This window comes from Pseudarthrobacter phenanthrenivorans Sphe3, assembly GCF_000189535.1.
Classification (GTDB): domain Bacteria; phylum Actinomycetota; class Actinomycetes; order Actinomycetales; family Micrococcaceae; genus Arthrobacter; species Arthrobacter phenanthrenivorans.
Genome location: NC_015145.1, coordinates 454713 through 478622 on the forward strand (window position 1 = coordinate 454713; position 23910 = coordinate 478622).

At 65.6% G+C, this 23910-nt stretch carries 29 protein-coding genes; 15 read left to right on the plus strand and 14 right to left on the minus strand.

The window, feature by feature from the left end; translation table 11 throughout:
- Positions 1-2 precede the first annotated feature (2 nt).
- From ASPHE3_RS02135 to ASPHE3_RS02145, 3 genes are all read right to left on the minus strand, one after another.
- Positions 3-1010 carry a 1-phosphofructokinase family hexose kinase gene (locus tag ASPHE3_RS02135; RefSeq protein WP_013599587.1) on the minus strand — a complete coding sequence of 336 codons (1008 nt, stop codon included), beginning with the start codon at positions 1008-1010 and terminating at the stop codon, positions 3-5.
- Positions 1007-1813: a DeoR/GlpR family DNA-binding transcription regulator gene (locus tag ASPHE3_RS02140; protein WP_013599588.1), complete on the minus strand. Its 807-nt coding sequence runs from the start codon at positions 1811-1813 to the stop codon at positions 1007-1009. Before ASPHE3_RS02140 ends, ASPHE3_RS02135 begins: the two co-directional genes overlap by 4 nt.
- Positions 1814-2127: 314 nt before the next feature.
- Complete coding sequence (locus ASPHE3_RS02145) at positions 2128-2385, minus strand: DUF6458 family protein (protein WP_013599589.1); 258 nt, start codon at positions 2383-2385, stop codon at positions 2128-2130.
- Positions 2386-2623: 238 nt separating this feature from the next.
- Between ASPHE3_RS02145 and ASPHE3_RS02150 the strand changes: the two genes are divergently transcribed.
- The 3 genes from ASPHE3_RS02150 (at position 2624) to ASPHE3_RS02160 (ending at position 6921) form a co-directional block, all read left to right on the plus strand.
- Complete coding sequence (locus ASPHE3_RS02150; RefSeq protein ID WP_041651880.1) at positions 2624-3262, plus strand: alpha/beta hydrolase; 639 nt, start codon at positions 2624-2626, stop codon at positions 3260-3262.
- A gap of 419 nt (positions 3263-3681) precedes the next feature.
- Entirely contained in the window at positions 3682-4434 is a 753-nt protein-coding gene (locus tag ASPHE3_RS02155) for an HAD family hydrolase (RefSeq protein ID WP_013599591.1), read from the plus strand.
- A gap of 144 nt (positions 4435-4578) precedes the next feature.
- Positions 4579-6921 (plus strand): glycoside hydrolase family 65 protein, encoded by a 2343-nt coding sequence (locus tag ASPHE3_RS02160; protein ID WP_013599592.1) that lies wholly within the window; start codon positions 4579-4581, stop codon positions 6919-6921.
- Positions 6922-6937: 16 nt separating this feature from the next.
- On the opposite strand, the gene ASPHE3_RS02165 is transcribed toward ASPHE3_RS02160, so the two are convergent.
- A complete protein-coding gene (locus tag ASPHE3_RS02165) occupies positions 6938-8290 on the minus strand; it encodes an MFS transporter (RefSeq protein ID WP_013599593.1) in 1353 nt (450 codons plus the stop codon).
- Between the two features lie 177 nt (positions 8291-8467).
- On the opposite strand from ASPHE3_RS02165, the gene ASPHE3_RS02170 reads away from it, so the two are divergent.
- Positions 8468-9274, plus strand: coding sequence for a hypothetical protein (locus ASPHE3_RS02170; RefSeq protein WP_013599594.1), 807 nt, complete (start codon positions 8468-8470; stop codon positions 9272-9274).
- The gene (locus ASPHE3_RS02175; protein ID WP_013599595.1) at positions 9258-10007 is read left to right on the plus strand and encodes a LamB/YcsF family protein; all 750 of its coding nucleotides are present in this window, start codon (positions 9258-9260) and stop codon (positions 10005-10007) included. Before ASPHE3_RS02170 ends, ASPHE3_RS02175 begins: the two co-directional genes overlap by 17 nt.
- Before the next feature lie 18 nt (positions 10008-10025).
- Here the strand turns inward: ASPHE3_RS02175 and ASPHE3_RS02180 are convergent, their stop codons facing one another.
- On the minus strand, positions 10026-11387 hold the full coding sequence (locus ASPHE3_RS02180) for a DUF445 domain-containing protein (protein WP_013599596.1): 1362 nt from the start codon (positions 11385-11387) through the stop codon (positions 10026-10028).
- A 49-nt stretch (positions 11388-11436) separates the two neighbouring features.
- On the opposite strand from ASPHE3_RS02180, the gene ASPHE3_RS02185 reads away from it, so the two are divergent.
- From ASPHE3_RS02185 to ASPHE3_RS02210, 6 genes are all read left to right on the plus strand, one after another.
- Positions 11437-12336 (plus strand): glycerophosphodiester phosphodiesterase family protein, encoded by a 900-nt coding sequence (locus ASPHE3_RS02185; RefSeq protein ID WP_041651882.1) that lies wholly within the window; start codon positions 11437-11439, stop codon positions 12334-12336.
- 93 nt (positions 12337-12429) lie between these two features.
- A complete protein-coding gene (locus ASPHE3_RS02190; protein WP_013599598.1) occupies positions 12430-12894 on the plus strand; it encodes a DoxX family protein in 465 nt (154 codons plus the stop codon).
- On the plus strand, positions 12849-13682 hold the full coding sequence (locus ASPHE3_RS02195; RefSeq protein ID WP_041651884.1) for an AzlC family ABC transporter permease: 834 nt from the start codon (positions 12849-12851) through the stop codon (positions 13680-13682). The genes ASPHE3_RS02190 and ASPHE3_RS02195 overlap by 46 nt, the downstream gene beginning before the upstream one ends.
- Complete coding sequence (locus ASPHE3_RS02200; RefSeq protein WP_013599600.1) at positions 13679-13990, plus strand: AzlD domain-containing protein; 312 nt, start codon at positions 13679-13681, stop codon at positions 13988-13990. The genes ASPHE3_RS02195 and ASPHE3_RS02200 overlap by 4 nt, the downstream gene beginning before the upstream one ends.
- 117 nt (positions 13991-14107) lie before the next feature.
- Positions 14108-14365 carry a hypothetical protein gene (locus ASPHE3_RS02205; RefSeq protein ID WP_041651886.1) on the plus strand — a complete coding sequence of 86 codons (258 nt, stop codon included), beginning with the start codon at positions 14108-14110 and terminating at the stop codon, positions 14363-14365.
- A gap of 79 nt (positions 14366-14444) precedes the next feature.
- A complete protein-coding gene (locus ASPHE3_RS02210; protein WP_013599602.1) occupies positions 14445-14795 on the plus strand; it encodes a hypothetical protein in 351 nt (116 codons plus the stop codon).
- A gap of 30 nt (positions 14796-14825) precedes the next feature.
- On the opposite strand, the gene ASPHE3_RS02215 is transcribed toward ASPHE3_RS02210, so the two are convergent.
- Both ASPHE3_RS02215 and ASPHE3_RS02220 read right to left on the minus strand, forming a co-directional pair.
- Complete coding sequence (locus ASPHE3_RS02215) at positions 14826-15050, minus strand: hypothetical protein (RefSeq protein ID WP_041652492.1); 225 nt, start codon at positions 15048-15050, stop codon at positions 14826-14828.
- Between the two features lie 138 nt (positions 15051-15188).
- Positions 15189-15836, minus strand: coding sequence for a TetR/AcrR family transcriptional regulator (locus ASPHE3_RS02220; protein ID WP_013599604.1), 648 nt, complete (start codon positions 15834-15836; stop codon positions 15189-15191).
- A gap of 109 nt (positions 15837-15945) precedes the next feature.
- Here ASPHE3_RS02220 and ASPHE3_RS02225 point away from each other — a divergent pair, with 109 nt between their 5' ends.
- The 3 genes from ASPHE3_RS02225 to ASPHE3_RS02235 all read left to right on the plus strand — a co-directional run bounded on the left by ASPHE3_RS02225 (position 15946) and on the right by ASPHE3_RS02235 (position 17598).
- Positions 15946-16269 carry a thiamine-binding protein gene (locus ASPHE3_RS02225; protein ID WP_013599605.1) on the plus strand — a complete coding sequence of 108 codons (324 nt, stop codon included), beginning with the start codon at positions 15946-15948 and terminating at the stop codon, positions 16267-16269.
- A 74-nt stretch (positions 16270-16343) separates the two neighbouring features.
- Positions 16344-17021 carry an O-methyltransferase gene (locus ASPHE3_RS02230; protein WP_013599606.1) on the plus strand — a complete coding sequence of 226 codons (678 nt, stop codon included), beginning with the start codon at positions 16344-16346 and terminating at the stop codon, positions 17019-17021.
- 103 nt (positions 17022-17124) lie between these two features.
- Positions 17125-17598: a Dps family protein gene (locus tag ASPHE3_RS02235; RefSeq protein ID WP_013599607.1), complete on the plus strand. Its 474-nt coding sequence runs from the start codon at positions 17125-17127 to the stop codon at positions 17596-17598.
- A 129-nt stretch (positions 17599-17727) separates the two neighbouring features.
- Here ASPHE3_RS02235 and ASPHE3_RS02240 read toward each other — a convergent pair whose 3' ends face one another.
- The 6 genes from ASPHE3_RS02240 to ASPHE3_RS02265 form a co-directional block, all read right to left on the minus strand.
- Positions 17728-17904, minus strand: a complete 177-nt coding sequence (locus tag ASPHE3_RS02240) for a CsbD family protein (protein WP_013599608.1) — start codon at positions 17902-17904, stop codon at positions 17728-17730.
- A 97-nt stretch (positions 17905-18001) separates the two neighbouring features.
- Positions 18002-18259, minus strand: coding sequence for a hypothetical protein (locus ASPHE3_RS02245; protein WP_013599609.1), 258 nt, complete (start codon positions 18257-18259; stop codon positions 18002-18004).
- 365 nt (positions 18260-18624) lie between these two features.
- On the minus strand, positions 18625-19839 hold the full coding sequence (locus tag ASPHE3_RS02250) for a YihY/virulence factor BrkB family protein (RefSeq protein ID WP_013599610.1): 1215 nt from the start codon (positions 19837-19839) through the stop codon (positions 18625-18627).
- A gap of 106 nt (positions 19840-19945) precedes the next feature.
- Positions 19946-20608: a DUF3618 domain-containing protein gene (locus ASPHE3_RS02255; protein ID WP_013599611.1), complete on the minus strand. Its 663-nt coding sequence runs from the start codon at positions 20606-20608 to the stop codon at positions 19946-19948.
- Entirely contained in the window at positions 20605-21036 is a 432-nt protein-coding gene (locus ASPHE3_RS02260; protein ID WP_174266583.1) for a phage holin family protein, read from the minus strand. The genes ASPHE3_RS02255 and ASPHE3_RS02260 overlap by 4 nt, the downstream gene beginning before the upstream one ends.
- A complete protein-coding gene (locus ASPHE3_RS02265; protein WP_013599613.1) occupies positions 21036-22049 on the minus strand; it encodes a hypothetical protein in 1014 nt (337 codons plus the stop codon). Before ASPHE3_RS02265 ends, ASPHE3_RS02260 begins: the two co-directional genes overlap by 1 nt.
- A gap of 186 nt (positions 22050-22235) precedes the next feature.
- On the opposite strand from ASPHE3_RS02265, the gene ASPHE3_RS21955 reads away from it, so the two are divergent.
- Complete coding sequence (locus ASPHE3_RS21955; protein ID WP_147422506.1) at positions 22236-22841, plus strand: hypothetical protein; 606 nt, start codon at positions 22236-22238, stop codon at positions 22839-22841.
- On the opposite strand, the gene ASPHE3_RS02275 is transcribed toward ASPHE3_RS21955, so the two are convergent.
- A complete protein-coding gene (locus ASPHE3_RS02275) occupies positions 22838-23896 on the minus strand; it encodes an NAD-dependent epimerase/dehydratase family protein (RefSeq protein WP_013599615.1) in 1059 nt (352 codons plus the stop codon). The two genes, ASPHE3_RS21955 and ASPHE3_RS02275, sit on opposite strands and share 4 nt — an antisense overlap.
- Positions 23897-23910: the final 14 nt, after the last annotated feature.

The following is a 23910-nucleotide window of genomic DNA, read 5'->3' on the forward strand; positions in this document are numbered from 1 at the left end:
TGTCAATCCTTTCGAAGGGCCGTGATGGTTACGGCGTCCGGGGTGGTTTGGTGAACTGCCGGAACCGTGGAACCGGGCAGGGAGGCGGCGGCGGCACCGTGGGCCACCGCCTGGCGAAGACAATCGGCCGGGGCGGCGCCCTGGCCGTGGGCGAGCAGGTAACCGGCCAGTGCGGAGTCGCCCGCGCCGACCGTACTGACCGCGGCGACCGGCGGATGCGTGGCCAGCCACGCGCCGTCGGCCGTTACCAGGACAGCTCCCTTGGAACCGAGAGTTGCCAGGACGGCACCCACGCCCGCACGGACCACTGCGGCAGCGGCGGCCGCGGCAGCCGCCGGATCCGCTTCCAGTTCGTCAGCGGTGGCCGTGGCGAAGCCGGCTGCAGCAGCCAGTTCCGCCAGTTCTTCGGCGTTGGGTTTGAGGAGGTCCGGCTTGCCCGAACCAGTGCCGGTACCTTCAGTACCGGATTCATCGCCGGACATCGCCGCGGCGAGCGGGGCGCCGGAGGAATCCACGGCGATGTGCGGAGCGTCACCGTTTCCGGCTGCGCGGATCCGGCGGGCCGCCGTCGCGTAGAAATCGGCAGGAAAGCCTGGCGGGAGCGAACCGGCGAGGACCACCCAGCTGGCTCCGCGTGAGCTTTCCAACAGCAGTTTGATCAGGGCTTCCTGCTGGTCTGCGTCCAGCAGCGGACCGGGCTCGTTGATCTTGGTGGTCACGCCGCCGGGCTCGGTAAGGGCAACGTTGGTGCGCAGCGGCTCATCGATGGGCAGTGAAACGAACGGCACTCCGATTTCCCGCAGGCCTGCGAGGACGGGGTCGCTGTCCGCGCCCGGAAGGACGGCCACGGATTCCAGGCCGGAGGCCACCAGTGCGCGGGAAACGTTGACGCCTTTTCCTCCCGATTCCTGGCTGACGGAGACTGCACGCTGCACTTCGCCCCGTGCAAGGGGTCCGGGCAGCGCAACAGTGCGGTCCAGGCTCGGGTTGGCGGTGAAGGTGACGATCATGCGATCACCACGTCAACGCCGGCTTCTTCCAGGGCGGCCGCAAGTTCCGGGCCCGGTTCGCTGTCTGTAATCAAGGTGTCCAGATCTTTCAGGGAGGCGAACTGGACCAGGGTTTCCGTGTCCAGTTTGGATGAATCGGCCAGCACCACAATGCGGCGTGCCGAATGGACGAAGGCTGCCTTGACGGCAGCTTCTTCAGGATCGGGAGTGCTGAGGCCAAAACCGGCGTGGATTCCGTTGGTGCCGATAAAGGCGATGTCCGGGCGGAGTTTGCCGGCCGCCTCCACCGTGGCCTGGCCGACGGCCACCTGGGTAATGCCGCGGACCCGGCCGCCCAGGACCTCCAGGGCAATCCCGGGCACATTGGAGAGTTTGCCGGCGATGGGGACGGCATGGGTGATGGCCACCAGTTCTGCCCGCGGCTCCGTTGGGTCGGAAGGTTCGACGGCGGCGCGCCGGGAGAGCATGTCAGCCAAGACTTCGGTGGTGGTGCCGCCGTCGATCAGGACGCTCCCCGCAGCGTTCCGCGGAATAAGTGCCAGGGCAGCCTCGGCGATCCGGATCTTCTGGTCAGGCCGCTGGATGGCGCGCTCGGTGACGCTTTCCTCCGTGGTGCTGAAGCGGTCTGCCGCAACGGCCCCGCCATGGACACGGCGGACAGTGCCGGCATTTTCGAGGGCGGCCAGGTCGCGGCGAACGGTTTCGGTGGTGATGCGGAAGCGCTCGGCCAGGAGGGTCACACTGACCCGGCCGCTGCCGGCTACAAGCTCGGCAATCTGCTGCTGGCGCTCCTCGGCGAACACATACCCTCCGTTGCGTAAGGCTTGATGGTGCGGCTGTTGATGGTTTTCGATGCCGCAGCCGACGGTGCTCTTGGCGGTTTCGGACGGCTGCAGGTGCGTGACTGGCATCACACTGATGTTGAGTTACTTGACTTTATCTTTGCTTGTGTTGGTTTGTCAATGGAAACCCACAGGAAACAAAATGCACCGCGCTGCCAGTCTGTCCAGGTCTGGGATTGGGCAGCAAAAAGCCGGACCCGACCGTGATGGTCTGGCCCGGCTTCCGGGGTCATGTTCTGTCCAGCCAGTCAATCCGGCCCGGACCCGCGTGCCCGCTAGATTCCGCCGTCGCGGCTTTCGTTCCGGGTGATCCGCTCGCCTGTGTTGGGATCCACTACCGAGCGGGTTTCGCTGATCCGCCGGCTGCGTCCGGGCGAGGCGAGGATGAGTGAGGCAATCAATCCAATGACGCCGACTGCCATCAGGATGTAGCCGATGAGCACCTGGTCCACGAACGGGATGAGGCCCGGAGCGACTGCCCAGGCGAGGATGGCGCCGAGGGCGATGAGGAAAATGGAGGATCCGATTCTCATGTACTGCTCCTTCTAGTCGTGGATGGGCCGCTTCTTAGCCCGTATGGCGGATGATAAGCATGCTGTCCGTTACTCGCCACGCTACAGCTCAGGGGGGTCCTGATCAACGATCTGGCCCGTCCCTGCGCGTTTCAGATGCGTAACAACCTTTCAGGAAACTCATGCTGGTCCTGCTTCCGGCGGCCGGCAACCGGCACGGCTCAAGCGGCGGGCTGGCTTGGCTGGCTAGGCTGATTCGATGGAAACAGTTGTGTGGTCCAAGCCTGAGGGCGAGCGGGCAGGAACGCCGTTGCTGGTGATGATGCACGGCTACGGCACCGACGAGTCGCGCATGGTCCGTCTCTTCGAGTACCTGCCGGCGGAATTCACGTGCGCAGCGCTGCGGGCCCCCATGCCGATCGGAGACCACTGGGGCTGGTTCCTGCTGGACTACTTCCTTGCCAATGATTTCGCTGACGTCATCAGGGCCGCCAGCGCCGTTCAGGGCTGGATCAGCACCGTCAAGGGCCAGCACAGCAGCGTGAGCCTCCTCGGATATTCCCAGGGGATGGCCATGGCGAGCACGCTGTTGCGCCTCCACCCCAAGGACTATGCAGCCGTGGTGGGGCTGTCCGGATTTGTCCTGCAAAATGAGCTGCTCTCCCTCACCGAATCCTTTGACACCAAGCCGCCCTTCTTCTGGGGAAGGGATAAGGCGGACCTGGTGATCAACGAGGATGCCATCGCATACACGGAAGAATGGCTCCGGGAAAACACCCTGCTCACCGCGCGGACTTACCCGGGCATGGGGCATGCCATGTCCAAGACCGAGATGGTGGACGTCAGCGCGTTCCTGCGCCATTATGTGCTTCGGGCAAACGGGGCAGGGGATACTTAATCCCGGCGCTTCGGAACCGGGAAACCCTGAGAGGTGCGTCACGTGGATCTTCAAGGGAAAGCCGGCAGAAAAAACAGTTGCAAGCCAAATTTGTAAGCGCTTACACTCGTCTTCGGCTGTAAATGCGGCCTTGAGCTGGGCGGACAAGGAGATCAGCGCGGTGCGGACGGTTACTGGAAACCGGTACGGCCCTGGTTGCCCCTCGTTTTTCCGGTGTCTCCGGAAGGCCTCCCGGCTTGTCCGGGGGCGGGCGCCGTGTCCATGATGGAAGGAATACATCGGCCGGCGAGTCCACGGCCGCCGCTTTCCCCTCCGGCGGCGCACCCATTGCCGCTGCAGACCGTACGGGCATCGACGCCTCCACCTTCCCCACACCGCCTTCGAGGCTGCCCGCCGTCCTGAAAGGACACCACAAGCTGATGACTGAAAACACCGCAACAGAAAAGACAGGTGCCGAACTGTCCGCATGGACTGCAGCATCCGCGATCCTGTTCGATCTGGACGGCGTGCTGACCCCCACGGCGACCGTTCACGAACAGGCGTGGCAGGAACTCTTTGAGGGCTTCCTTGCCTCGCAGCCGAACGTTGCCGGGTACAGCGAAAGCGACTATTTCGACCACATCGACGGAAAGCCGCGCTTCGACGGCGTCCGCGACTTCCTGGCTTCGCGCGGGATTGAACTCCCGGAAGGCCCCACCGATGACGACGCCGCCAACATCACCGTGCAGGGTCTGGGCAACCGCAAGAACAGGATTTTCAACGACATCGTCAGCGCCGGCGTGGAGCCCTTTGAAGGATCCGTGCGGTTCCTCGAAGCTGCGCTGGAACGGGGATTGAAGGTCGCCGTCGTCTCGTCCTCCCGGAACGCTCCCGCCGTCCTGGAGGCCGCCGGGCTCAGCAGCCTCTTCCCTGTGGTGGTGGACGGCGTGGTGGCCGCCAGGGAGGGGCTGCCCGGCAAGCCGAGCCCCGCAACCTACCAGTACGCCGCCAGCCTGCTGGACCTCCCCACGGAGGAATGCGTGGTGGTGGAGGACGCAGTTTCCGGTGTCCAGGCCGGCGACGCCGGATCCTTCCATTCGGTCATCGGAGTGGACCGGGGTGCCGGGCGGCAAACGCTGCTTGACGCTGGGGCCACCGTGGTAGTCAACGACCTCGACGAACTGCTTCCCTAAAAACCTCCTGCCTCAAGAACTGCCGCCTTTCCCAAGGCGGCGCGTGCCGCTTCCCCCGGCAGATCCTCGCAGTACCTCATTCCCCACATATCCCCAGGTCGGCAGCAAACCAGCTGCCCGGCCAATGCATAAGGACCCAACACCATGGCCCTGATCTCCGCGGACCGCGAAAGATTCCCCAACACCCCCTGGCAGCTCGTGGAAACACGCCACGAGCCAGGGAACGAGGGGACGCTGGAAACCCTCTTCGCCCTCGGCAACGGACACCTCGGAATCCGTGGGGCCCACTGGTCGGCAGCGGACGTGGACCTTCCCGGCAGCTTCATCAACGGACTGCACGAAATCTGGGACATCAAGCACGCCGAAAACGCCTTTGGGTTCGCCCGCACCGGCCAGCGCATCCTGTACATCCCGGACGCCAACAACTTCACCGTGATCATTGACGGGGAATCCCTCAGCCTGGCCGAATCCGAGGTGCTGGACTACCGGCGCTCGGTTGACTTCGCCACCGGAGCCTACGAATGCCGGATCACCTGGCAGTGCCGCTCCGGCGCCGTGGTCACCACCACCGAACGCCGCGCTGTGGGATTCGCGTCCCGGGGAAGCCTTGGCATCTCACTGGAAGTAGCCACCGACCGTGAGGTCTCCGTGGACGTCACTTCTTCGGTCATCAACCGCCAGGACCAGCCGGTGGAAGACCACTCCGCCCATGATCCGCGACGCGCGGGCCGGCACGCAGGACGCGTCCTGCTGCCCCTGCGGCTGGACGGCGGCGACGGCTCGCTCCGGTTGGCCTGGGAAGCCGCCGAATCCGAGCAGCGCGTCGGCGTCGCGGTGGACCATTGGACCTCCGCCGGCCACCAGCCGTTCGAAACCCGCGTTGACCAGGACGACAGCAGCGTGCGCTATGTCCTGGCGGTCAGCCCCGGTGAGCCGTTCCGACTGGAAAAAAGCGTCAGCTACGCGGCCGGCCCCGCCGTGCAGGACCCCTCCGTTGACGCCGCCGGTAAAGCGGAAGAAGGGCTGCGGCCCGTAGGGGAGATCTTTGCCGAGAGCGAAGCGCACTACCGCGATTACTGGGCAACCTCGGACATCGTGGTGCAGGGCCAGTCCGAGCTGCAGCAGGCCATCCGGTGGAACCTTTTCCAGCTTGCCCAGGCAACGGCGCGTGCCGATGTCGCGGGGATCCCTGCCAAGGGCGTCACCGGTTCCGGCTACGAGGGACACTACTTCTGGGACCAGGAGGTGTACCTCCTGCCGTACCTGACCTACACCAACCCCGTTGGGGCGCGCCGGGTCCTGGAGTTCCGCCACGGCATGCTTCCGGAAGCGAAGATCCGCGCCAAGGAACTGAGCGTGGAAGGCGCGCTGTTCCCCTGGCGCACCATCAACGGCCTTGAGGCCAGTGCCTACTACGCGGCGGGCACCGCGCAGTTCCATATCGCCGCGGCCATTGCCTTTGCCACCAACCGGTTCGTCTGGGCCACCGGCGATGTTGCCTTCCGGGACGGCATGGGCGCCGAACTGCTGATTGAAACAGCGCGCATGTGGATCTCGCTGGGCTTCTTCGGCAAGGACGGCCTTTTCCATATCCACGGTGTCACCGGCCCGGACGAGTACACGGCCGTGGTCAATGACAACCTCTACACGAACGTGATGGCGCGCTTTAACCTGCGTGCCGCCGCCGCACTGGAGCATCCCGCGATCACGCAGGAGGAGCGGCAGCTGTGGGAGGCGGCGGCCAGCCGCATGCAGCTGCCTTTCGATGACCGGATGCAGGTGCATTCGCAGGACAACGACTTCATGCACCTCGAACCCTGGGACTGGACCACGCCCCGGTCCAAGTACCCGCTGCTCCTGCATTTCCACCCGCTGGTGATCTACCGGCACCAGGTCCTCAAGCAGGCGGATACCGTACTGGCAATGTTCCTGCAGTGGCAGGATTTCACGGCGGAGGAAAAACACCGGGCCTTCGATTTCTACGATCCGCTGACAACCGGAGATTCGACGCTTTCCGCCTGCGTCCAGGGCATCATGGCCGCCGAGGTGGGGTACGCGCGTGAAGCGCTGGAACACTTCACCAACGCCGTGTTCATCGACCTGGACGACACCCATGGCAACACCATCGACGGCGTCCACATCGCGTCCACGGGCGGGGTCTGGAGCTCCCTGGTGTGCGGGTTTGCGGGGCTCCGGGACCAGGGGCCCGTTCCGTTCTTTGACCCCCGGCTGCCGGCCGAGTGGGAAGGGCTGACCTTCCACCTCAAGATCCGGGGCCGGCTGCTGCTGGTGGAACTCGATGCCGGTGCCATCACGCTGGCCATCCAGTCCGGCGAACCCCTGGAGGTCGATGTCCGCGGGAAGGTTGTCACCGTCGGCGGCGAGCCCGTCCAGGTGGAACTTGATCCCGTGCCGGAACCGGAGCCTACGGTGTTCCCCAGCGGACATCCGACGGCGAGTATCCCGGTGGTGCGCGTCCAGGAGTAAGTGCCGCGGCGGGAGCCTAGTCTCCCGCCGCTGCGCTGGGTTCCACCTCAGGCGACACGTCCAGCGGGTGGGACAGTTCGTCGTCGGGCATTTTCGCGGCTGCCATGGCAATGACCGCCATGACGGGGCACACCCCGCCGGCCACCAGGAAGATCAGCCAGATCGGCAGGACCTCGGCGGCCGGACCGGCCAGTGCCATGGAAACCGGCATCAGGGCGAGCGAGACGAAGAAATCCAGGCTGGAGACCCGGCCCAGGAGGTGGGGCGGGACGCGGCGCTGGAGCAGTGTGCCCCAGATGACCATGCCCACGCTGCCGGTGGCGCCGAAGATCAGCAGCGCGGCCGCGATTGCCCAGAAATTGTCCATGATTCCGACGGCGGCGAGCGGCAGGCTGCCTGCGCCCCAAGACACCATCATCACCGTGAGGTAGCGCCGCGGCAGCCGGAATGAGGCAGTCAGCAGCGATCCCAGTGCCGCGCCCACGCCCATGATGGCCAGGAGGAACCCGAACATCCGGGAATCTCCGGCCAGCTGGTCCCGGACCACGAAGGGAAGCAGCACTTCGATGGGGCCGATCAGGAACAGCACGGAGATGCAGGCCCAGATCAGGGTCCACAGCAGCCAGGGCGTCCGCAAGGTGTAGCTGACGCCCTCGCGCAGGTCCTGCAAGAAAGACGGCCTGGGAACGTCAGCGCCCGCTGCCACGGACCCGCTTGTCCCGGTCCCGCTTGTCCCGCTTGTCCCGCTGCCGCCCGCGCCGTTCCCCGGAGCCGCCAGTGCGTGCTGGCCAAGGAAGTTCAGGACGATGAAGGCCAGCAGGTGGCAGACCGCAACGGCTGTAACGGCATGTGACGGCGAAAGGGCGGCCACCACGATGCCTGCGACGGCGGGACCGGCGGCCTGCTGGAGGACCGGACGCATGGACCCCTCCATTCCGTTGGCGGCCAGCAGGTCATGGGCGGGAAGGATGCGCGGCAGGATAGCGGAGTAGGCGGGGAAGAAGAAGGCCGCCCCGACGCCAAGGACGAACGAGCCCGCCGCAACGTGCCACAGCTGGAGCAGCCCGGACATGGCCAGTCCACTGACTGTGGCGATGACCGCAAGGTTGGCGCCTTCCACGGCGATGATCAGCCGGCGCTGCGGGATCCGGTCGGCGGCGATGCCGCCCGCCAGGACGAAGGCCACCAAACCCACGCTGCCGGCGGCGGCCACCACGGACAGTTCCAGCGGCCCGCCGCCCAGATGGATCACCTGGTAGACCATGGCTACGGCCCACATGCCGGAGCCGAAGATGGAGATGGCCAGCGCTGCGATCAGGATCCGGTACTCCCGGTGGGCAAAGGGCCGCAGGGCTTTGGGGGTGGGCATAGGCTAAGTCTAGGCTTTGGGCTATCTGCGGGGGAGCCGGGCAACTGGACCGCCGGCCGGGTGGGGGACTCCTTCCGCGCCGGGGTGGGGACCTCTCCTGCCGTGGCCTAATGTTAAGCAACCTTAGTATCAGGAATTCCGGCACCAGCCTGGCTGGCGAGACAAACAGAGGTGACCATGGCCAAGCGCAGCAATCCCGCAGTACGAATCGCACAGGAAACCGCCCACAACGCAGTGTTCGACGCAGAGGGCAAGCCCAAGCCCGGAGTCCACAACATGCTCCTGAAAGCGGTGGAAATCCAGCGTCCGCTGGTGGTGGCCTACATCCGGCGGCTCCAGAAACGGCACCCCCGGGCCACGGCCGCGCAGCTGGCTGACATCCTGGAGCGCGACTACCTGCGTGCCGTCACAGGCGGCGGCGCAGTGGTGGGGGCCACCGCCGTCGTGCCTGGAGTGGGCACCGTGGCGTCCCTGGGGCTCTCCGCCGCAGCCACCGTCGGCTTCCTGGAAGCAACAGCCCTCTACTCCACTTCCCTTGCGGAACTGCACGGTATCCGGCTGACCAATCCGGAGAAGGCCAGCACCATGGTCATGGCCATCATGCTGGGTGAGGAGGGCACGGCCCTGCTGGGGACGCTGGGCGGCCAGGCTGCCGGCAAGGGCACCAGCCCCACCAAAGCCTGGGGCAATGTCCTCTCCAAGTCCATGCCCGTGCCCGGCTTTGGCAGCATCCGCAGCAGGATCCAGAAAGCTTTCCTGAAGAACCTCCTCAAGCGCCAGGGCACGGCCCTGTTCGGCAGGGCCCTGCCGTTCGGGATCGGTGCAGTGGTGGGCGGAGCCGGTAACCTCATCATGGGCCGTGCGGTGGTGGCCAACGCCAAGGAGGCGTTTGGACCGATGCCGGACACCATCCCCGGCGAGCTCAACGCCGCTGCACCGGACAACCTGACGCTGGAAGGCAACAATCTTGGATCTCAACGCTGACCTCGGCGCATCATTCGGCTCCTGGACCATGGGAGGCGACGCCGCGATGGTCCAGCTTGCCACCAGCGCCAACGTTGCCTGCGGCTTCCATGCAGGGGACCCGGTCACCATGCTGGACAGCTGCCGGGCAGCGTACGAGCTGGATGTGACCGTAGGCGCGAAGGTGGGCTACCGGGACCTTGCCGGTTTCGGCCGCCGGTCCATGGATGTGAGCTTCGACGAACTCTTCGGGGACGTGCTGTACCAGCTGGGAGCGCTCGACGGCGTGGCCCACGCGGTGGGTGCCTCCGTGGACTACGTAAAACCGCACGGCGCGCTCTATGACCGGCTTGTGCACGACGCCGAGCAGGCCTCAGCCGTCGTTGCTGCGGTGAACGCCTACGATCCTGGCCTGCCCATCCTGGGGCTCGCGGACTCCGAGCTCCTGAAGCAGGCCCGGGATGCCGGGCACCCGGTGTTCACTGAAGCCTTCGTGGACCGCGCCTACCACGCTGACGGCACCCTGGTGCCGCGCTCGCAGGACGGTGCCGTGCTGCACGACGTCGACGTGATCGTCGAGCGGGCCGTGCGGCTGGCTGCCAAAGGCGAAGTGGTGGCGGTGGACGGCACGGTGGTGAGTCTCCGGCCGGATTCACTGTGCCTGCCTGGCGGCGCCCCCGGGGCAATTGACATCGCTGCCGCTGTCCGGGCCGGGCTCGAAGCCGCCGGTATTGAACTGGAGTCCTTCGCCTAGGTTTGCCCTGGTGCAGGCTCAGCCAAAGATCAGGTGTGCCACCGTAAAGATCGCCAGGCCGGCCAGTGAGCCCACCACCGTGCCGTTGATCCGGATGAACTGCAGGTCCTTGCCCACCTGGAGTTCGATTTTCTGCGAGGTTTCCTCCGCATCCCAGCGTGCCACCGTGTCCGTGATGACCCCGGCGATGTCCGATCGGTAGGTCCGGACCAGGTAGCTCGCGGCGTCGCCGATCCAGGTGTTGACCTTTCCGGCCAGTTCGGGCTCGCTGACGAGCCGGGAACCGAAGTCGCGCACGGCGGCCTTGAACTTGATGGTCAGCTCGCTGTCCGGATCGTCCACCGCGCCCAGCAGCGCATTCTTCACGGTGCCCCAGGTCCTGGAGGCAAGTTCGCGCACCTCCGGATCACCCAGCACCTGGGCCTTGATGTCCTCGGCGCGGGCGATCATGGCGGGATCGTGCTGCAGGTCCTGCGCCAGGTCGTTCAGGTACTTGTCGATGGACTGGCGTACCTGGTGGTTCTGGTCGGCCTGCACCGCGCGCACGAACTTGAGGATTTCCACGTACACCTTGTCGCCCACAAGTCCGTCCACGAACTGCGGCACCCAGGTGGGGGAGCGGTCGGACACGAGCCGGGTGACGGTCTCGTGGTTGTCATCCACCCAGTCAGCCGCCCTGTCCACCAGCAGGTCCACCAGCTTGTGGTGGTGTCCGTCGTGGAAGATCCGCTCCGCCATCTTGCCCACGGGAGGTCCCCACGGCGGGGCCAGCAGATGCTTGCGGACCATACCCTCGATGACGGCCTGGACGTCGTCGTCGTTCAAAACCTTGAACAGGCCCCGGATGACGGCGGCGCCTTCCTTGGCCACGCGGTCCGCACCGGCCGGCGTGGCGAGCCATTCGCCGGCGCGGCGGGCAATGTTCACGCTGGCCAGCTTCTCCTGGACCACCTGCTCCGAGAGGAAATTGGTTTCCACGAACTCGCCCAGCGAGGCGCCGATCTGGTCCTTCCGGCGGGGGATGATGGCGGTGTGTGGGATTTTGATGCCCATGGGGTACTTGAAGAGTGCCGTGACGGCGAACCAGTCAGCCAGTGCACCCACCATGCCGCCCTCCGCCGCAGCCCGCACGTACTCAAGCCACGGGTACTCCTTCTGGAGCGCGAAGGCGAAGACGAAGATCACGGCCATCACCACCAGCAGCCCCAAAGCCACCAGCTTCATTTTCCGCAGCGCTGCCGCCTTTTCGGCGTCGCCGGCGCTGAGTTGATGACGGACGACGGCGGCACGCGACTTGCCCCGGCCCTTCGGCTGGGGCGGGGCGGAAGGTGCGGGCCTGGTGGGCGTTTCCCGGGTGGTTGGCTCAGAGTTCACCTGCATGTGCCAAGCCTAGCCCCGCAGTACGGGCCGGGTCGGCTACCGTGTCTGCATGACCAGTGATGAGCCTGTGACGCAGCGGCCGTTGGTCTTTGCCCACCGGGGGTCCAGCGCCGCGTTCGCCGAGCATACCCGGGCGGCCTACCTGCAGGCCCTGGCGGACGGGGCCGACGGCGTGGAGTGCGACGTCCACCTGACCCGGGACCAGCATGTTGTCCTCCTGCACGATGCCAACCTGGACCGGACCTCGGACGGGACCGGGCCGGTGGCCGAGCGGACACTGCGGGAGCTGCGGCACCTCGATTTTTCGTCCTGGAAGGGCGTCCGCATCCCCGAGATGTACGGGGCGAGGTCCGAGCAGTTCCTCACCCTGCCCGAGCTTTTGGCGATCCTCCGGGGTGCGGGGCGGCCGGTGAGGCTTGCCATCGAGTTCAAGCATCCCAGCCCGTACCAGCTCAAGCTGGAGGACCGGGTGCTGGCGGTGCTGCGGAGCGAAGGGTGGGACCCGGCCGGCTCTTCGCTGGACAACGTGTCCGTGACGTTTATGAGTTTCAGCCCGGATTCCGTGCGGCACCTGCTCGCGTCGGTTCCGCCGGAGTACGTCTGCCAGTTGGTGGACGACGTGGACATCCGGGTGATCCGGGGCGGCCTGGGCTTCGGTCTGCTGACCGGAAGTGCCGTTGCCAACCTGATGAGGGCAACCCGGCTTGAAGGCGAGCGGATCCTGGACAACGGTGAAGTGGGCCTGGCCGGACCCGGCATCCACTACCTGCGGCGGCATCCGGCAACAACCCGGCGCTGGCTCGCTGCAGGACGCCGTTTCCGGGTGTGGACCGTTGATTCGGAAGAGGACGTGGCGCTCTGCACAGGCTTGGGCGTCCAGGAGATCACAACAAACGTGCCGGCGCGGGTGCTGAGCCAGCTGCAGGTGGCCTCGCCGCAGGGAGGATAGCCGGGCCACACCCCCCGCTCCCCGATGGAAATTCGGACCCCGCCCGTAGCTGACGGTTTCAGCCGCCCTCCGCGCCTGTGGTTGAGTGGGACCATGCTTTTTCCCCGCTCCGGCCGGGCCGTCCAAACCTTTTCCGCTGCAGCCATGAGCTCACTCCTCGCGGCCAGCGCCATGAAGCACTTCCGCGACCCCGCTTTCTACCACCAGGTGGTCCCGGACTTCCTCTGCCGTGACGACGCCGGAGCCAGCCCAGGTGCCGCACCGCCCCGTCCGCTGGCCCTCCTTTCCCGGGAGGAATGGATTGCCGTGAGCGGGCTGCTGGAGCTGGCGGCCGCCGTCGGAATCCTTGTTCCGGCAACGCGGAAAGCGGCGGCCACCGGCACCGCCGTGATGTTCACTGCTTTCCTGGCCGGCCATCTCGATGTCCTTCGGCGGGCGTACGGGCCGCAGGGGTCCGAAGCGCAGCGGAAGGTGCACACCGTCCGCCTTCCGCTCCAGGCACCCCTGATTGCATGGGCATGGAGCCTGCGGAAACCTGCCGCGGGAGCACGCCCGTGACCCTGCTGGCGTCCCCGGCGGTGCGGATGGGCCTCTCCATCAGCATTGCCACCGGTCTCTATGGCGTGTCCTTCGGGGCGCTCTCGGTTACGTCCGGCCTCACCTTCTGGCAGACCATGGCACTGAGCCTGCTCCTGTTCAGCGGCGGCTCGCAGTTCGCGTTCATCGGCGTGGTGGCCGGCGGCGGGTCCGGCATCGCGGCGATGAGTGCGGCCACCCTGCTGGGCATGCGCAACGGAATCTATGGGATGCAGCTCAATGCGCTCCTGCACCCCACCGGCTGGCGGAAGTACGTGGCAGCCCAATTGACCATCGACGAATCCACGGCCACCAGTTCGGGCCAGACCGATCCCGCAGAGCAGCGCCGCGGGTTCTGGGCGGCGGGCATCGGCATCTATGTCCTATGGAACCTGTTCACCGCTATCGGCGCCCTGGCCGGCAGCGGACTGGGCGATCCGAAGCAATGGGGGCTGGACGGTGCCGCGGTGGCAGCGTTCCTGGGACTGCTCTGGCCCCGGCTCAAGGGGCGTGAACCCATCGCGATCGCCGTGGTGTGTGCGGTGGCCACCGTGGTGGCTGTGCCGTTCGTTCCGGCTGGCGTGCCCATCCTGGTGGCGGCTGTGGTGGCTGCGGTGATCGGCTGGTTCAGCCACGGCCGGAGCGATGAAGGCCTGGAGCCGGACGTGGACCCGTTCAGGGAACGGCACCGGCACGGCGATCACCGTGCCGGGCATGCGCAGGGCGCTCCGGGCAATACTGGAAAAACGCGTCCGGAGGGTGCCGAATGAGTCTCTGGATCTGGCTGCTGATTGCCTGCCTGTTGGCCTACGCCTGGAAACTGGTGGGATACTTCGTTCCGGCCAGGCTGCTGGAGGATCCGCGCATGTCCCGGGTTGCCGGCACCATGACCATCGGGCTGCTGGCGTCCCTGACCGTGGTGAACACGTTTGCTACCGGACAGTCCCTGGCAGTTGACGCGCGGCTCGGTGCCCTGGCCGCCGCCGCCATAGCGCTGGCCCTTCGGGCGCCCTTCCTGGTGGTGGTCCTCGCCGGCGCGGGGACGGCCGCGCTGCTCAGGATGCTGGGCTGGAACTGACGCAACCCAAACACCCGGCTCGAGGACGTGACGAAGGTCACATGCAATGCGTGCCGCCGGTTGTACTATAAAAACGGCTATGCAGTTGGCCATGGGTATCTCGTACGAATGGGCGCCATGGAAAATCAGCTGCATGCGGCCGGGGAAAGATCCGGACGTCCCCATCACAAAAACGTCCGACGGCGGGCGGGCCTTCCTGCCAAGCGTTTCTTTACCCGGTTCGCCAGCCTGTCCGACGTACCCGCGGCGGACCTGGAGATGCTTTCCGAGAGCCTGCGGAAGGCGCTCGAGCTGGATCCGGCGTCCCCGGTCCCCGCTCTCCAGGCCCTGGTCCACCAGGAGCTTCAAAACAGGGGAGGACCGGGCGCAAGCTGAGGTACCCCATCCCGTGGCCGTGTGGTGGACTGGAACCAGGCCGCAAAACCACTGCGCCGGCCACAAAGGAGGAACCGAGATGAACGATCAGTCACGTCCGGAGCTGCCGGACGACGACCAGGGCCGCGATGCTGAGGCCGGAATGAAGGCCGCGGGAACATCAAGCCAGGACACGCGCTCACCGGAGCAGCACGGCAAGCCGCGGCAGGGCTACCTGGATCCGCGGGGCTCTGAATCCACCAGGGAGATGCGGGATACGGCCCGCCGCCGTCGCGATGCCGAGGAGAAGCTCCAGCAGCACCTGATGGAAGCCAAGCACCACATCCCCAACGAGTTCCACCACCACGAGCACCACGGGGAGCATGGGCACCCCGCGCAGCAGGACGGCGAGGGACAGGCTTCAGCATCTGAGGAAGCTCCAGGACATTAGGGAAGGCGCCTGGCTGCAACGGTGGCTGGGCTAGGCCACGCCGTGGGCTGAGCTGTCAGGCGATCCCGCGCGGCGGCAGGATTCTTCGGCGGCCATCTCGTACCACGCCTGTGCGCCGAATTCGGGTTCGGGCGTGTCCAGGTTCTGGTACAGGGCATCCAGCAGCTTTGTGAGTTCCTCCCCGCTCAAGGCCGGAAGGACTTCTTCGGGGCCGCGGGGATCGTTGAGGTAATGGTTCAGCTTTGAGCTGTTCATTTCGGTGCGGCCAGGACGCGCCGGGAATGGCAAAATTGCTGCACGGAGTCACTCCATCCCAAAGTAGAGGGCTGGCTGCGTAACCCACCTTGAGTGTATTGCACCTGCTGGATGCCGACAATAAGGCCCAGCCTGCGCCTACGGCAGCTGTTGCCCGTTCCCCTGTCCGGCCGCTGGGGAGCCGGGGACCGGAACGTGCGGCGGAAGCGGGCGCGTGGGCCGGGTGGTGCGGATGGCATCTTCAACGAGTGCCAGTGGGCGCCGCCAGGCATCGGACCCGGGCTCCATGGTGTCCACCACGCCGATCAGCATCGCGAGCAGCCGGAACATGTCTGTCATGGAGATGTCAGTGCGCAGGCTTCCCTGACCCTGGCCGCGCTGCAGCAGCACACTGATGGATTCCATGAGGGACCCGGTGATGCCGGTCAGGAGCTCACGCCGGCCTGCCACTGCCCCCAGGAGGTTGGCGTCATCGCTCGCTGCATCCATGAGCGCTTCCATCACCCGCAGCAGCCCCGCTGCTGCATCGATGTCGGCCAGCGCGCCGTCGATCACCGGATCCACGGAGAGGCGTAGTTGCCGGTTCAGTGCGGCAAGCACCAGCTCTTCCTTATCGGCAAAGTTGCGGAACAGGGTGGCCGGGCCAACCCCTGCCGTTGCCGCGATGGTTTGCAGTGGTACGTCCGGCCCGAATTCACGGAAGCATTGGCGCGCCGCCGTGATGATTTTGTCCACGTTCCGCGCTGCGTCGGCGCGGAGGGGCTTGCGGGCGACTGCGAGGCTCATGCGAAAAGGTTAGCAACGGACCCTCCAGCGTTCACCGTTACTGGAGGGTAGGGCCTTATGTGACGCCCACCCGCCCCTTCCCTGGCGCCGTGCGTGGCAAACTGGCACCATGTTGCTTGCTTTTTCTGTTGCCCCCTCCGGTGCCCCCAGCGAAGGTTCCCGCCCCACTGATGCATCAGTGCACGACGCCGTTGCTGCCGCCGTCAGGATCGTCCGGGAATCCGGCCTCCCCAATAAGACCGACTCGATGTTCACCACTATCGAGGGTGAGTGGGACGAGGTCTTCGATGTGGTGAAGAGGGCCACGGAGGCGGTGGGGCAGTACGGCAGCCGCGTCTCGCTGGTGATCAAGGCGGATATCCGGCCAGGCTACACCGGCGAGCTGACGGCGAAAGTGGACCGGCTGGAAGAAGCCCTGGGCAACGGTTCCTGACGCCGCCCGAGGCGGCCTCCCGCCGTCGTGCATTATCTCTGGACCCGTACGCCGGCCCGTGCCAAACTGTGGCAATGTTCGAGCACAAGCCCCGGCCGGAGTGGATTGCCGCCGAAGAGTTCCTGTCCCGCGTGGTGGTCCACCCCGATGCGGGACTGCAGCAGGCCATCGACTCCGCCGCCGCGGCCGGCATGCCCCCTATCGAAGTCGCGCCCAATGCCGGTAAGCTCCTCAAGCTCCTGGTCCAGGTTTCCCGCGCCCGGCGCGTGCTGGAGATAGGAACGCTAGCCGGCTTCAGTACCATCTGGATGGGCCGCGGACTTCCCGACGACGGCACTTTGGTCACGTGCGAATTCCTGCCTCAGCACGCGGAGGTCGCGTGGGCCAATATCGATGCTGCTGGCTTGGGGGAGAAAGTGGAGATCCGGCTGGGGCCGGCGCTTGAGACACTTGCCTCGCTGGAGGAGGAAGCCCGGGAGCCGTTCGATTTCATCTTTATTGATGCGGACAAGGAGAATAACAGCCGCTACCTTGACTGGGCTGTCCGGCTGGGCAGGCCCGGCGCTGTGGTGGTGCTGGACAACACGGTCTGGGAAGGCGCCATCCTGGATCCGGAGGCGGACCCGGTTAATGCGCCCGGCATTATTGATGCGCTCAAGCTCCTGGGGGAGCACCCCCGGCTCGATGCCACCGTCATCCAGACCGTCGGCTCGAAAGGCTGGGACGGATTCGCGCTGGCACGCATCACCTAGCGCCCGCTGTCGGTGCCGGATTGCCAGGGAAACTGCTAAGTATGCTTAGAATTAATTCCGGCTGGAGTTCAGCCGGGACCGACAGCAGCAGTGGAGGAATTTGATGAAAGCGTCACCCACCCTTGCCAGCAATCTACAGATGGTGCTCACGGACCTCATCGAACTGCACCTTCAGGGAAAGCAAGCCCACTGGAACGTGGTGGGCACGAACTTCCGGGACCTGCACCTGCAGCTTGACGAGATCATTGCCGCTGCCAGGCTCTTCGCGGACCAGGCGGCCGAACGCATGCGTGCCCTGCAGGCCCTCCCGGACGGGCGCAGCAGCACTGTCTCTGCCGGCAGCCGGCTGGAAGGGTTCCCGGAAGGCCTCACCTCCACCAAAGAGACCGTCAAGCTGATCACTGCCAGGCTGGAACGCACCGTCCAGACCATGCGCGACGTCCATGATGAGGTGGACGAGGAGGACCCCACGAGTGCAGACCTGCTGCATGCGGCCATTGAACGGCTGGAGCAGCTGGCCTGGATGGTGAACGCTGAAACCATGGCTCCCACGGCCAAAGTGACCGAACCCGCCTAGGGAGTGTCCGGGTCCACTCTGCCGGCGGCCGGGCCGCCCGCGTCCGATGGCCTGCCGTCGCAAACAAAAGGGGCTGTTGCACATTCGCAACAGCCCCTCTTGCCGGCGGCCAGGCCATAGCCCTGGCCCTTATTCCTTTTTGAAGGCGTCCTTGATTTTTTCGCCGGCCTGCTTCAGGTCGGCTTTCGTCTGGTCCATCCGGCCTTCGGCCTCAAGGCGTTCGTCATCCGTGGCCCTGCCGGTGGCCTCTTTGGCCTTGCCGCCCATTTTCTCGGCAGCGTTGTCGATCTTGTCGTCCAAACCCATGGCGTTGCTCCTTCGGCTGGTACCCGAGGCGCCCACGCCCCCGGCTATGCCTTCATGCTAGCCAGTGGCGGGGAAACTTCAACAGGCCAGCCAGGTCCTAGACCAGGTCCGGCGCGCTGGCCACGATGTAGTCGGCGGCGGCCGGCCCAGTCATGGACAGGTTGTTGCTGTCCGGGTTGACGCCATGTTCCAGCAGCGCTTCCCACAGGGCTTCGGGAGCCTGCAGCTGGGCTTTGTGGAGCAGGCACCAGCTGGTGTAGAGCCCGTAGAGCTCATCACGCCCCAGGCCAAGTCCGGGTTCCCTGTCCGGGACAACTGCTTCGGCGATAAATTCTTCAAAATGTGTAGCAGGCATGTCCGCTCATTCGGGGTCGACCGTGATGCCGCCGTATCTGCTTCAGCGGTCCTGCCGGCTCCCGGAGAGGCCAGCAGATTAATCTTGAACGTATTGCAGGGCGGGCTGCTTTGTCCAGTCACGCCGTTCAGCCGCGCATCCAGTCGCGCGTCCAGCCGGGTCCCTTCCGTACCGTTAAGCGGTGCTTTTCAAGGGCGAGGGGGCCGACGGCGACTGGGGGGACTGGCCTCGGTCTCAGAAGAGGCCATCTCGCCGCCGGCCCCGCCTTTTCCCCGGGAAACCTTGTTAGCCCGGGAAGCCTCAACAGGACCTCCAAGACAATTTTCCTCTATCTTGAAGGTCCTGCCTAGCCCCCGCCGACCCGCCTAGCTGCTGCCGTTGCGAGGGGCGCCGTTCCGGCCGTCGTCAGGGGATTCCCCGGTCCGGTGGCGCACCTTGTCCCGGACCCTGTCCCGGTGCGGTTCCCGCTCCTCGGTGCTGTCCTGGTCCGAGCCGGATTGGTCCGTGCCCGTCCCGTTTTCCGCACTGTACTTTTCCCGCAGCTCGCGGCCGTGCTTGATGTCTTCCTCTTCTTGCTTTTGCAGCTTTTCGCTCTTCTTCGTGTCCCGGGGCGGCAGCTGGATTGTCTCCTCAGCCTTGATGCCGGCCTGGAGCTGGCGCCCCCGTTCCATCTCGGCGTCGAACTCGGCACCGAAGAGCAGCGACATGTTCAGGATCCACAGCCACAGCAGCATCACGATCACGCCGCCCAGGGTGCCGTACGTCTTGTTGTAGTTTCCGAAGTTGCCTACGTAGAACCCGAAACCAAGTGAGGCCACCAGGAAGACGAACAGTGCGATGCCCGACCCCATGCTCATCCACTTGAACTTGGGCTGCTTAACGTTGGGCGTGGCGTAGTAGAGGACCGCAATGATCACGATGATCAGTCCCACCATGACCGGCCACTTGGCGATGTCCCAAATGGCGAGGAACACGCCGCTCAGGCCGATCAGGCCGCCCACGGCTTCTGCCACCGGGCCACTGAGCACCAGCATGCCTGCCAGGATTGCCACGATCACCACGGCCAGGAGCGTGACCACCAGCATGGTGCCTCGCAGCTTGACGAACGGCCGACCTTCATCAACCTCATAGATGCGGTTCATGGCCCGTCCGAAGGCGCCCACGTAGCCGGAAGCAGACCACAGGGCGGTGGCGAGACCAATTATCAGGGTTAGCCCGGCGGCCGGTGCACTGGCAAGGTCTGACACCACTCCGCCTACCGTGTCAGCAGTCTCGGCCGGCACAAATCCCCTGACGATCTGCAGCAGTGCGTCGGTGGTCTTCTGCGGGTCACCAAAAAGCCCTATCAGGGATACAAGTGCCAAGATGGCCGGGAACAGCGACAGTACCGCGTAATAGGTCAGGGCTGCAGCCAGGTCGGGGCACTGGTCCTTGTTGAACTCCCGCAGGGTTTTCTTGAGGATGTATTTCCAGTTTGGCTTGTCCAGTTCCTTGGGACTGTCCGGCTTACGGGAATCGTTTGGATCCGGCGCCTGTCCTGCCTTGGCGGTGCTGGTTTCGGAAGAGTCGTGAGTGGCCATGGAGTGTCCTCTCGATCAGGGCCTGAACCTCACAGGCCGGCTCCGCGGTTGTGGCGGGCCGGCCTGTCAGGTGGTGCTTATTGCCTTGCGGTGCCGCAGCGGCCCGTTAGGTGTTTTGGACGTTGGTTTTGGCGTCGGTGGCGCGGTCTTTGACGTCGGTGGCGGCGTGTTGGCCTTCGGTTTTGACGTTTTGGGCTGCGTCGGTGGCGGTGGCCTTGACGTTGTCCATGGCTTCCTGGGCTGGTTCCTTGAGGTCTTCGACGACGGTTTTGGCGGCGTCGGTGACCTGGGTGGCCAGGGGCTGGGCGGCGGTTTTGAGCTGGTCGGCGGCTTGGCGTTCTTTTTGGCTGGCCGGGATCAGGGAGGAGATGAGCATTCCGGCGCCGAACGCGATCAGGCCGGCGGCCAGGGGGTTGCCCTGGGTTTTGGCTTTGACCTGGTCCGGTGCTTGGGAGATCGCGGTGCCGGCGTCGTTGAGTTTGGCTGCGGCGGTGTCCTTGGCGCCGTGGAGGGTTTCTCCGGTGGAGTGCATGGCGTTGCCGGTGTGTCCGGCGCCGGAGTGGACTGTGTCCTGGACGGTGGTGCTGGCGGAATCTGCTGCGCCCATGATTTTCTCCTTGACCCCGGTGACGGCGCCTTTTACCTTGTCGGTCTGGCGGTGGACGATGTTGGATGGGGTGACTTTGTCGGCGACCGCGTCCACGTTGGTGCCCAGGCGTGCGCGGGTGGCTTCTATGTCTGAACGGATTGCGTCCGGGTTATCGCTCATCGGTTTACCTCACCTGGTTTTAGGGTTGGGGGAATTTCTGAGAGTGTTTCGCCTGTCTGGGGCAGGCCCTTGATCTGTTTGAGTTCCTTGCGGCCCATCGCGGCCAGGACGGCGGCGATGATGCCCCAGATCACGGCGACGATCACGGCGGCCCAGCCCAGCGGCATGAGCGCGCCCAGGGCGAACATCAGGGCAAGAGAGAGGAAGATCAGGACGAAGTGTCCGGCCACGCCGGCGCCGCCGAGCATGCCCGAGCCCTTGCCGGCCTTGGTGGCGGATTGTTTGAGTTCGGCTTTGGCGAGCTCCACTTCCTGGCGCATGAGCGTGGACAGGTCCCGCGTCACGTCGCCCAGCAACTCGCCCAGCGAAGCGTTATCGGCCTTCTGATGCGCCGCACTCGGCGGCATCTCCGGAATAGAACTACTCATCACAGCCTGCCAGACTGCCCGTCGGGGCGGCGGTCTCCGGTGAGGGGGTCAACGCCCATGGGATCGTCTGCCAGGTCCCGGTCGCCCAGCGGATCGTCGGCGACACGGTTGCCGGACCACGGCTCTTCCACCAGCTGGGGGCTGTCCAGCGGGCTGGCAGGACGCGTGGGGTCGGTGTAGCCGCTGCCCGGAGCGCCGCCGTCGTAGCCTGCAGTAGTGGTTGCCGGGCCGGGAAGCTGGACCGGCGGGGGCGGCACGGTGCCGCCGGCCGGAGCGTAGGAATCGCTGTACTGGTCGCCGTACGGAGTGCCGGAGTATTCGGCTCCGCCGTACTGGCCTGCGAGTCCGGCGGTACCGGTACTGGTGGCGGTGCCAGTGGTGGAGGAGCTTTCCGTCGCACCGGCGGTGAGGCCGCGGGTGAGCCGGCCGGCCAGGACACCGGCACCGGCGGCCAGCAGCAGGAAGGTTCCCGGCTTGTTCCGGGCGAACCTCTGGACTTCGCCAAGCAAATCACCCGGCTGCTTGTTCTCCAGCCAGGAGGCGATGGACTCGCTGCGCTGGGCGGCCTGGCGGATCAGGTCGCTGGCAACACCCTGCTGGTCAGGGGCGTCGGCCATGCTCTGCAACTGGCTCGAAATGGTGCGGATACCTTCCGCCGCCTTCTGCTGCTGGGTCCCGGCCTGGCTCGTAAGGCCCGACTTCGCCTGGTGCAACAGATCCTGGGCGCTGGACTTAGCCTCGGAGGCCACATGCGCAGCTTCTTCCTTGGCGGTCTGGGCAACGTTCTGCGCGGAACCCTTTGCGGTCCGGGCTACGTCAGCTGCTTCTTCCTTTGCAGCGTCCTTGCGGGATCCTCCGGCGCCACTCTGGCCTTCCCCGTAGGCACCCTGGCCTTCGCCGTAGGAGGGAGAGGCGGCGGAGGGAAAAGTGGTTGCCGTTCGCTCGCCGGCGATTCCTGTCGAGGCCGGGGGAGCCGTGCGGGCGGGATCCTCGGGCCATTGGTTCTCTGTCATCTTCGCTCTCTCTTTCCAAGAAGGCCTGTTTTTGATCAAGAACCAGCAATACTGGCCGTAAAATAATAAGCATGATTACTAATAAAAGGTAAGTACCCTTGCTAAGCGACTTGTAAAACGGTTCCAAAAGAATCAGCCGGAAGGCAGAAGCCTGCTGGTCATAACGAAGTGAAAGTGGTGGGTAACGTGGAAACAGCTCCATGGGTTTGGGTGGTAGTTGCCGTTGTTGTGGTGGTGCTGGTTGTGCTGCTGCTGCTCGCGTCAGGGCGTCGGCGCAAGGCTATTCAGCAGAAGCGGGACGATGCCCACCGCGAGAAGGCCGCTGAGATCCGCCGCGAAGCCGAGAACAGGGAACTGGATGCGCGCGAGCGCGAGGCCAAGGCGACGCGCGCCAGGGCTGATGCGGAGCAGGCGCAGGTGGAGGCCGCCCGGCTGCGCCAGCAGGCCGACCAGCAGGCTTCCGAGGCCCGGACGCTTCGGGATGACGTAAATGAGCGGACCCGGAAAGCGGATGAAATTGACCCGGACATCAAGGGGGGCCGGGGCGATGGCAGCGGCCGCGATGGCACGGGCCCTGGCGGCACCACGGGTAATGCGCCTGCAGCTGCTGCGAGCCCGGCTGCCCGGGATGCGGCCCTTCGCGATGGCGGCGGGCCGGACGGTGCCCGCAATGATGCAGCACGTAATGACGGCGTCCACCGCGATGATGTCCGGAATGACCGCCTCGAGGACGGTTCCAATCCAACAGGTGGCAGTCACGTGGATCGGGAGAATCCACGTTCGGGCATCTAGCTTTCTGCGGTAGACGCAGGATTCCTTGGTTCCAGGACGGGGGAGGGAGTGACTCCTTCCCCCGTTCCCATGCCCTCAAGTACCTCCCGCACTGCGTCAGTGGACGCGGTTCTTGGCTCCCACCCCAGGATGCGGCGCGCCCTGCCGGTATCCATGACGGGGACGCCTGCCGCCATCTCCACCCATCCGGAATCCGTGGGCTGCAACCTCAACCTCCATGCCAGGCCCACCACGCCGTGAAGCAGTTTCATCGGGATCGGAAGGATCCTTTTGGCCCCCAGGATGCGCGCCAGCTCCTGTGGGGTCAGCACCGGCTCGGCGGCAACATTGAAGGCTCCGGAAGCCCGTTGGTCGACCACCCGCCAATAGGCGTCGGCCACATCATCGGCATGGACCGCTTGGAAAACCAGGTTGTCCGGGGCCGGAAGAAGCGGAATCCGAAGTTTGCCTGGCAGCAGCCGGGGGATCAGCGGACCAAGGAAGTATCGTCCGATTTCGCTTCCGGCATCCCGCTGGAAGATGAGGGCCGGCCGGAGCCGGGCAACCGAAATCCCCGGCTCCGCCGCCATGAAGGCGTCCAGGGCCTCTTCCTGCTCGGCCTTGTGCCGGCTGTAGTGCGAGCCGGCCATGCCGCGGGCAGGCCATGATTCGTCGCTCCGCGGGTCCTTTGGGGCCTTGCTGTACGCCCCCACCGACGAGGCGCAGACGATGTGCTTCACGCCCGCCCTTCCGGCGGCCGCCAGAACGTTCCTGGTGCCGGTGACATTGGTCCGGTACAGCTGCTCCAGGTCCCGGTTGGGCTGGATCTGCCACGCAAGGTGAACTACGGAGTCCACGCCTGCCAGTGCGGCGTCAAGGAGCGGCTGGTCCTTGTCGAGTCCCACGTCCAAGGTGTGCCACTCCACGCCGGAGTAGGGGGCGGCGCCGGTGTCCGGACGCCGCCTGCTGATGCCGGTCAGTTTCAGGCTTCCCGGTTTTTCGGCAAGGTGGGTCTGAAGCCTGCGCAGCAGTGCGGTGCCGGCGTTTCCGCTGGCTCCCGTGATGGCAATGTGCATGTCAAGGACTCCTT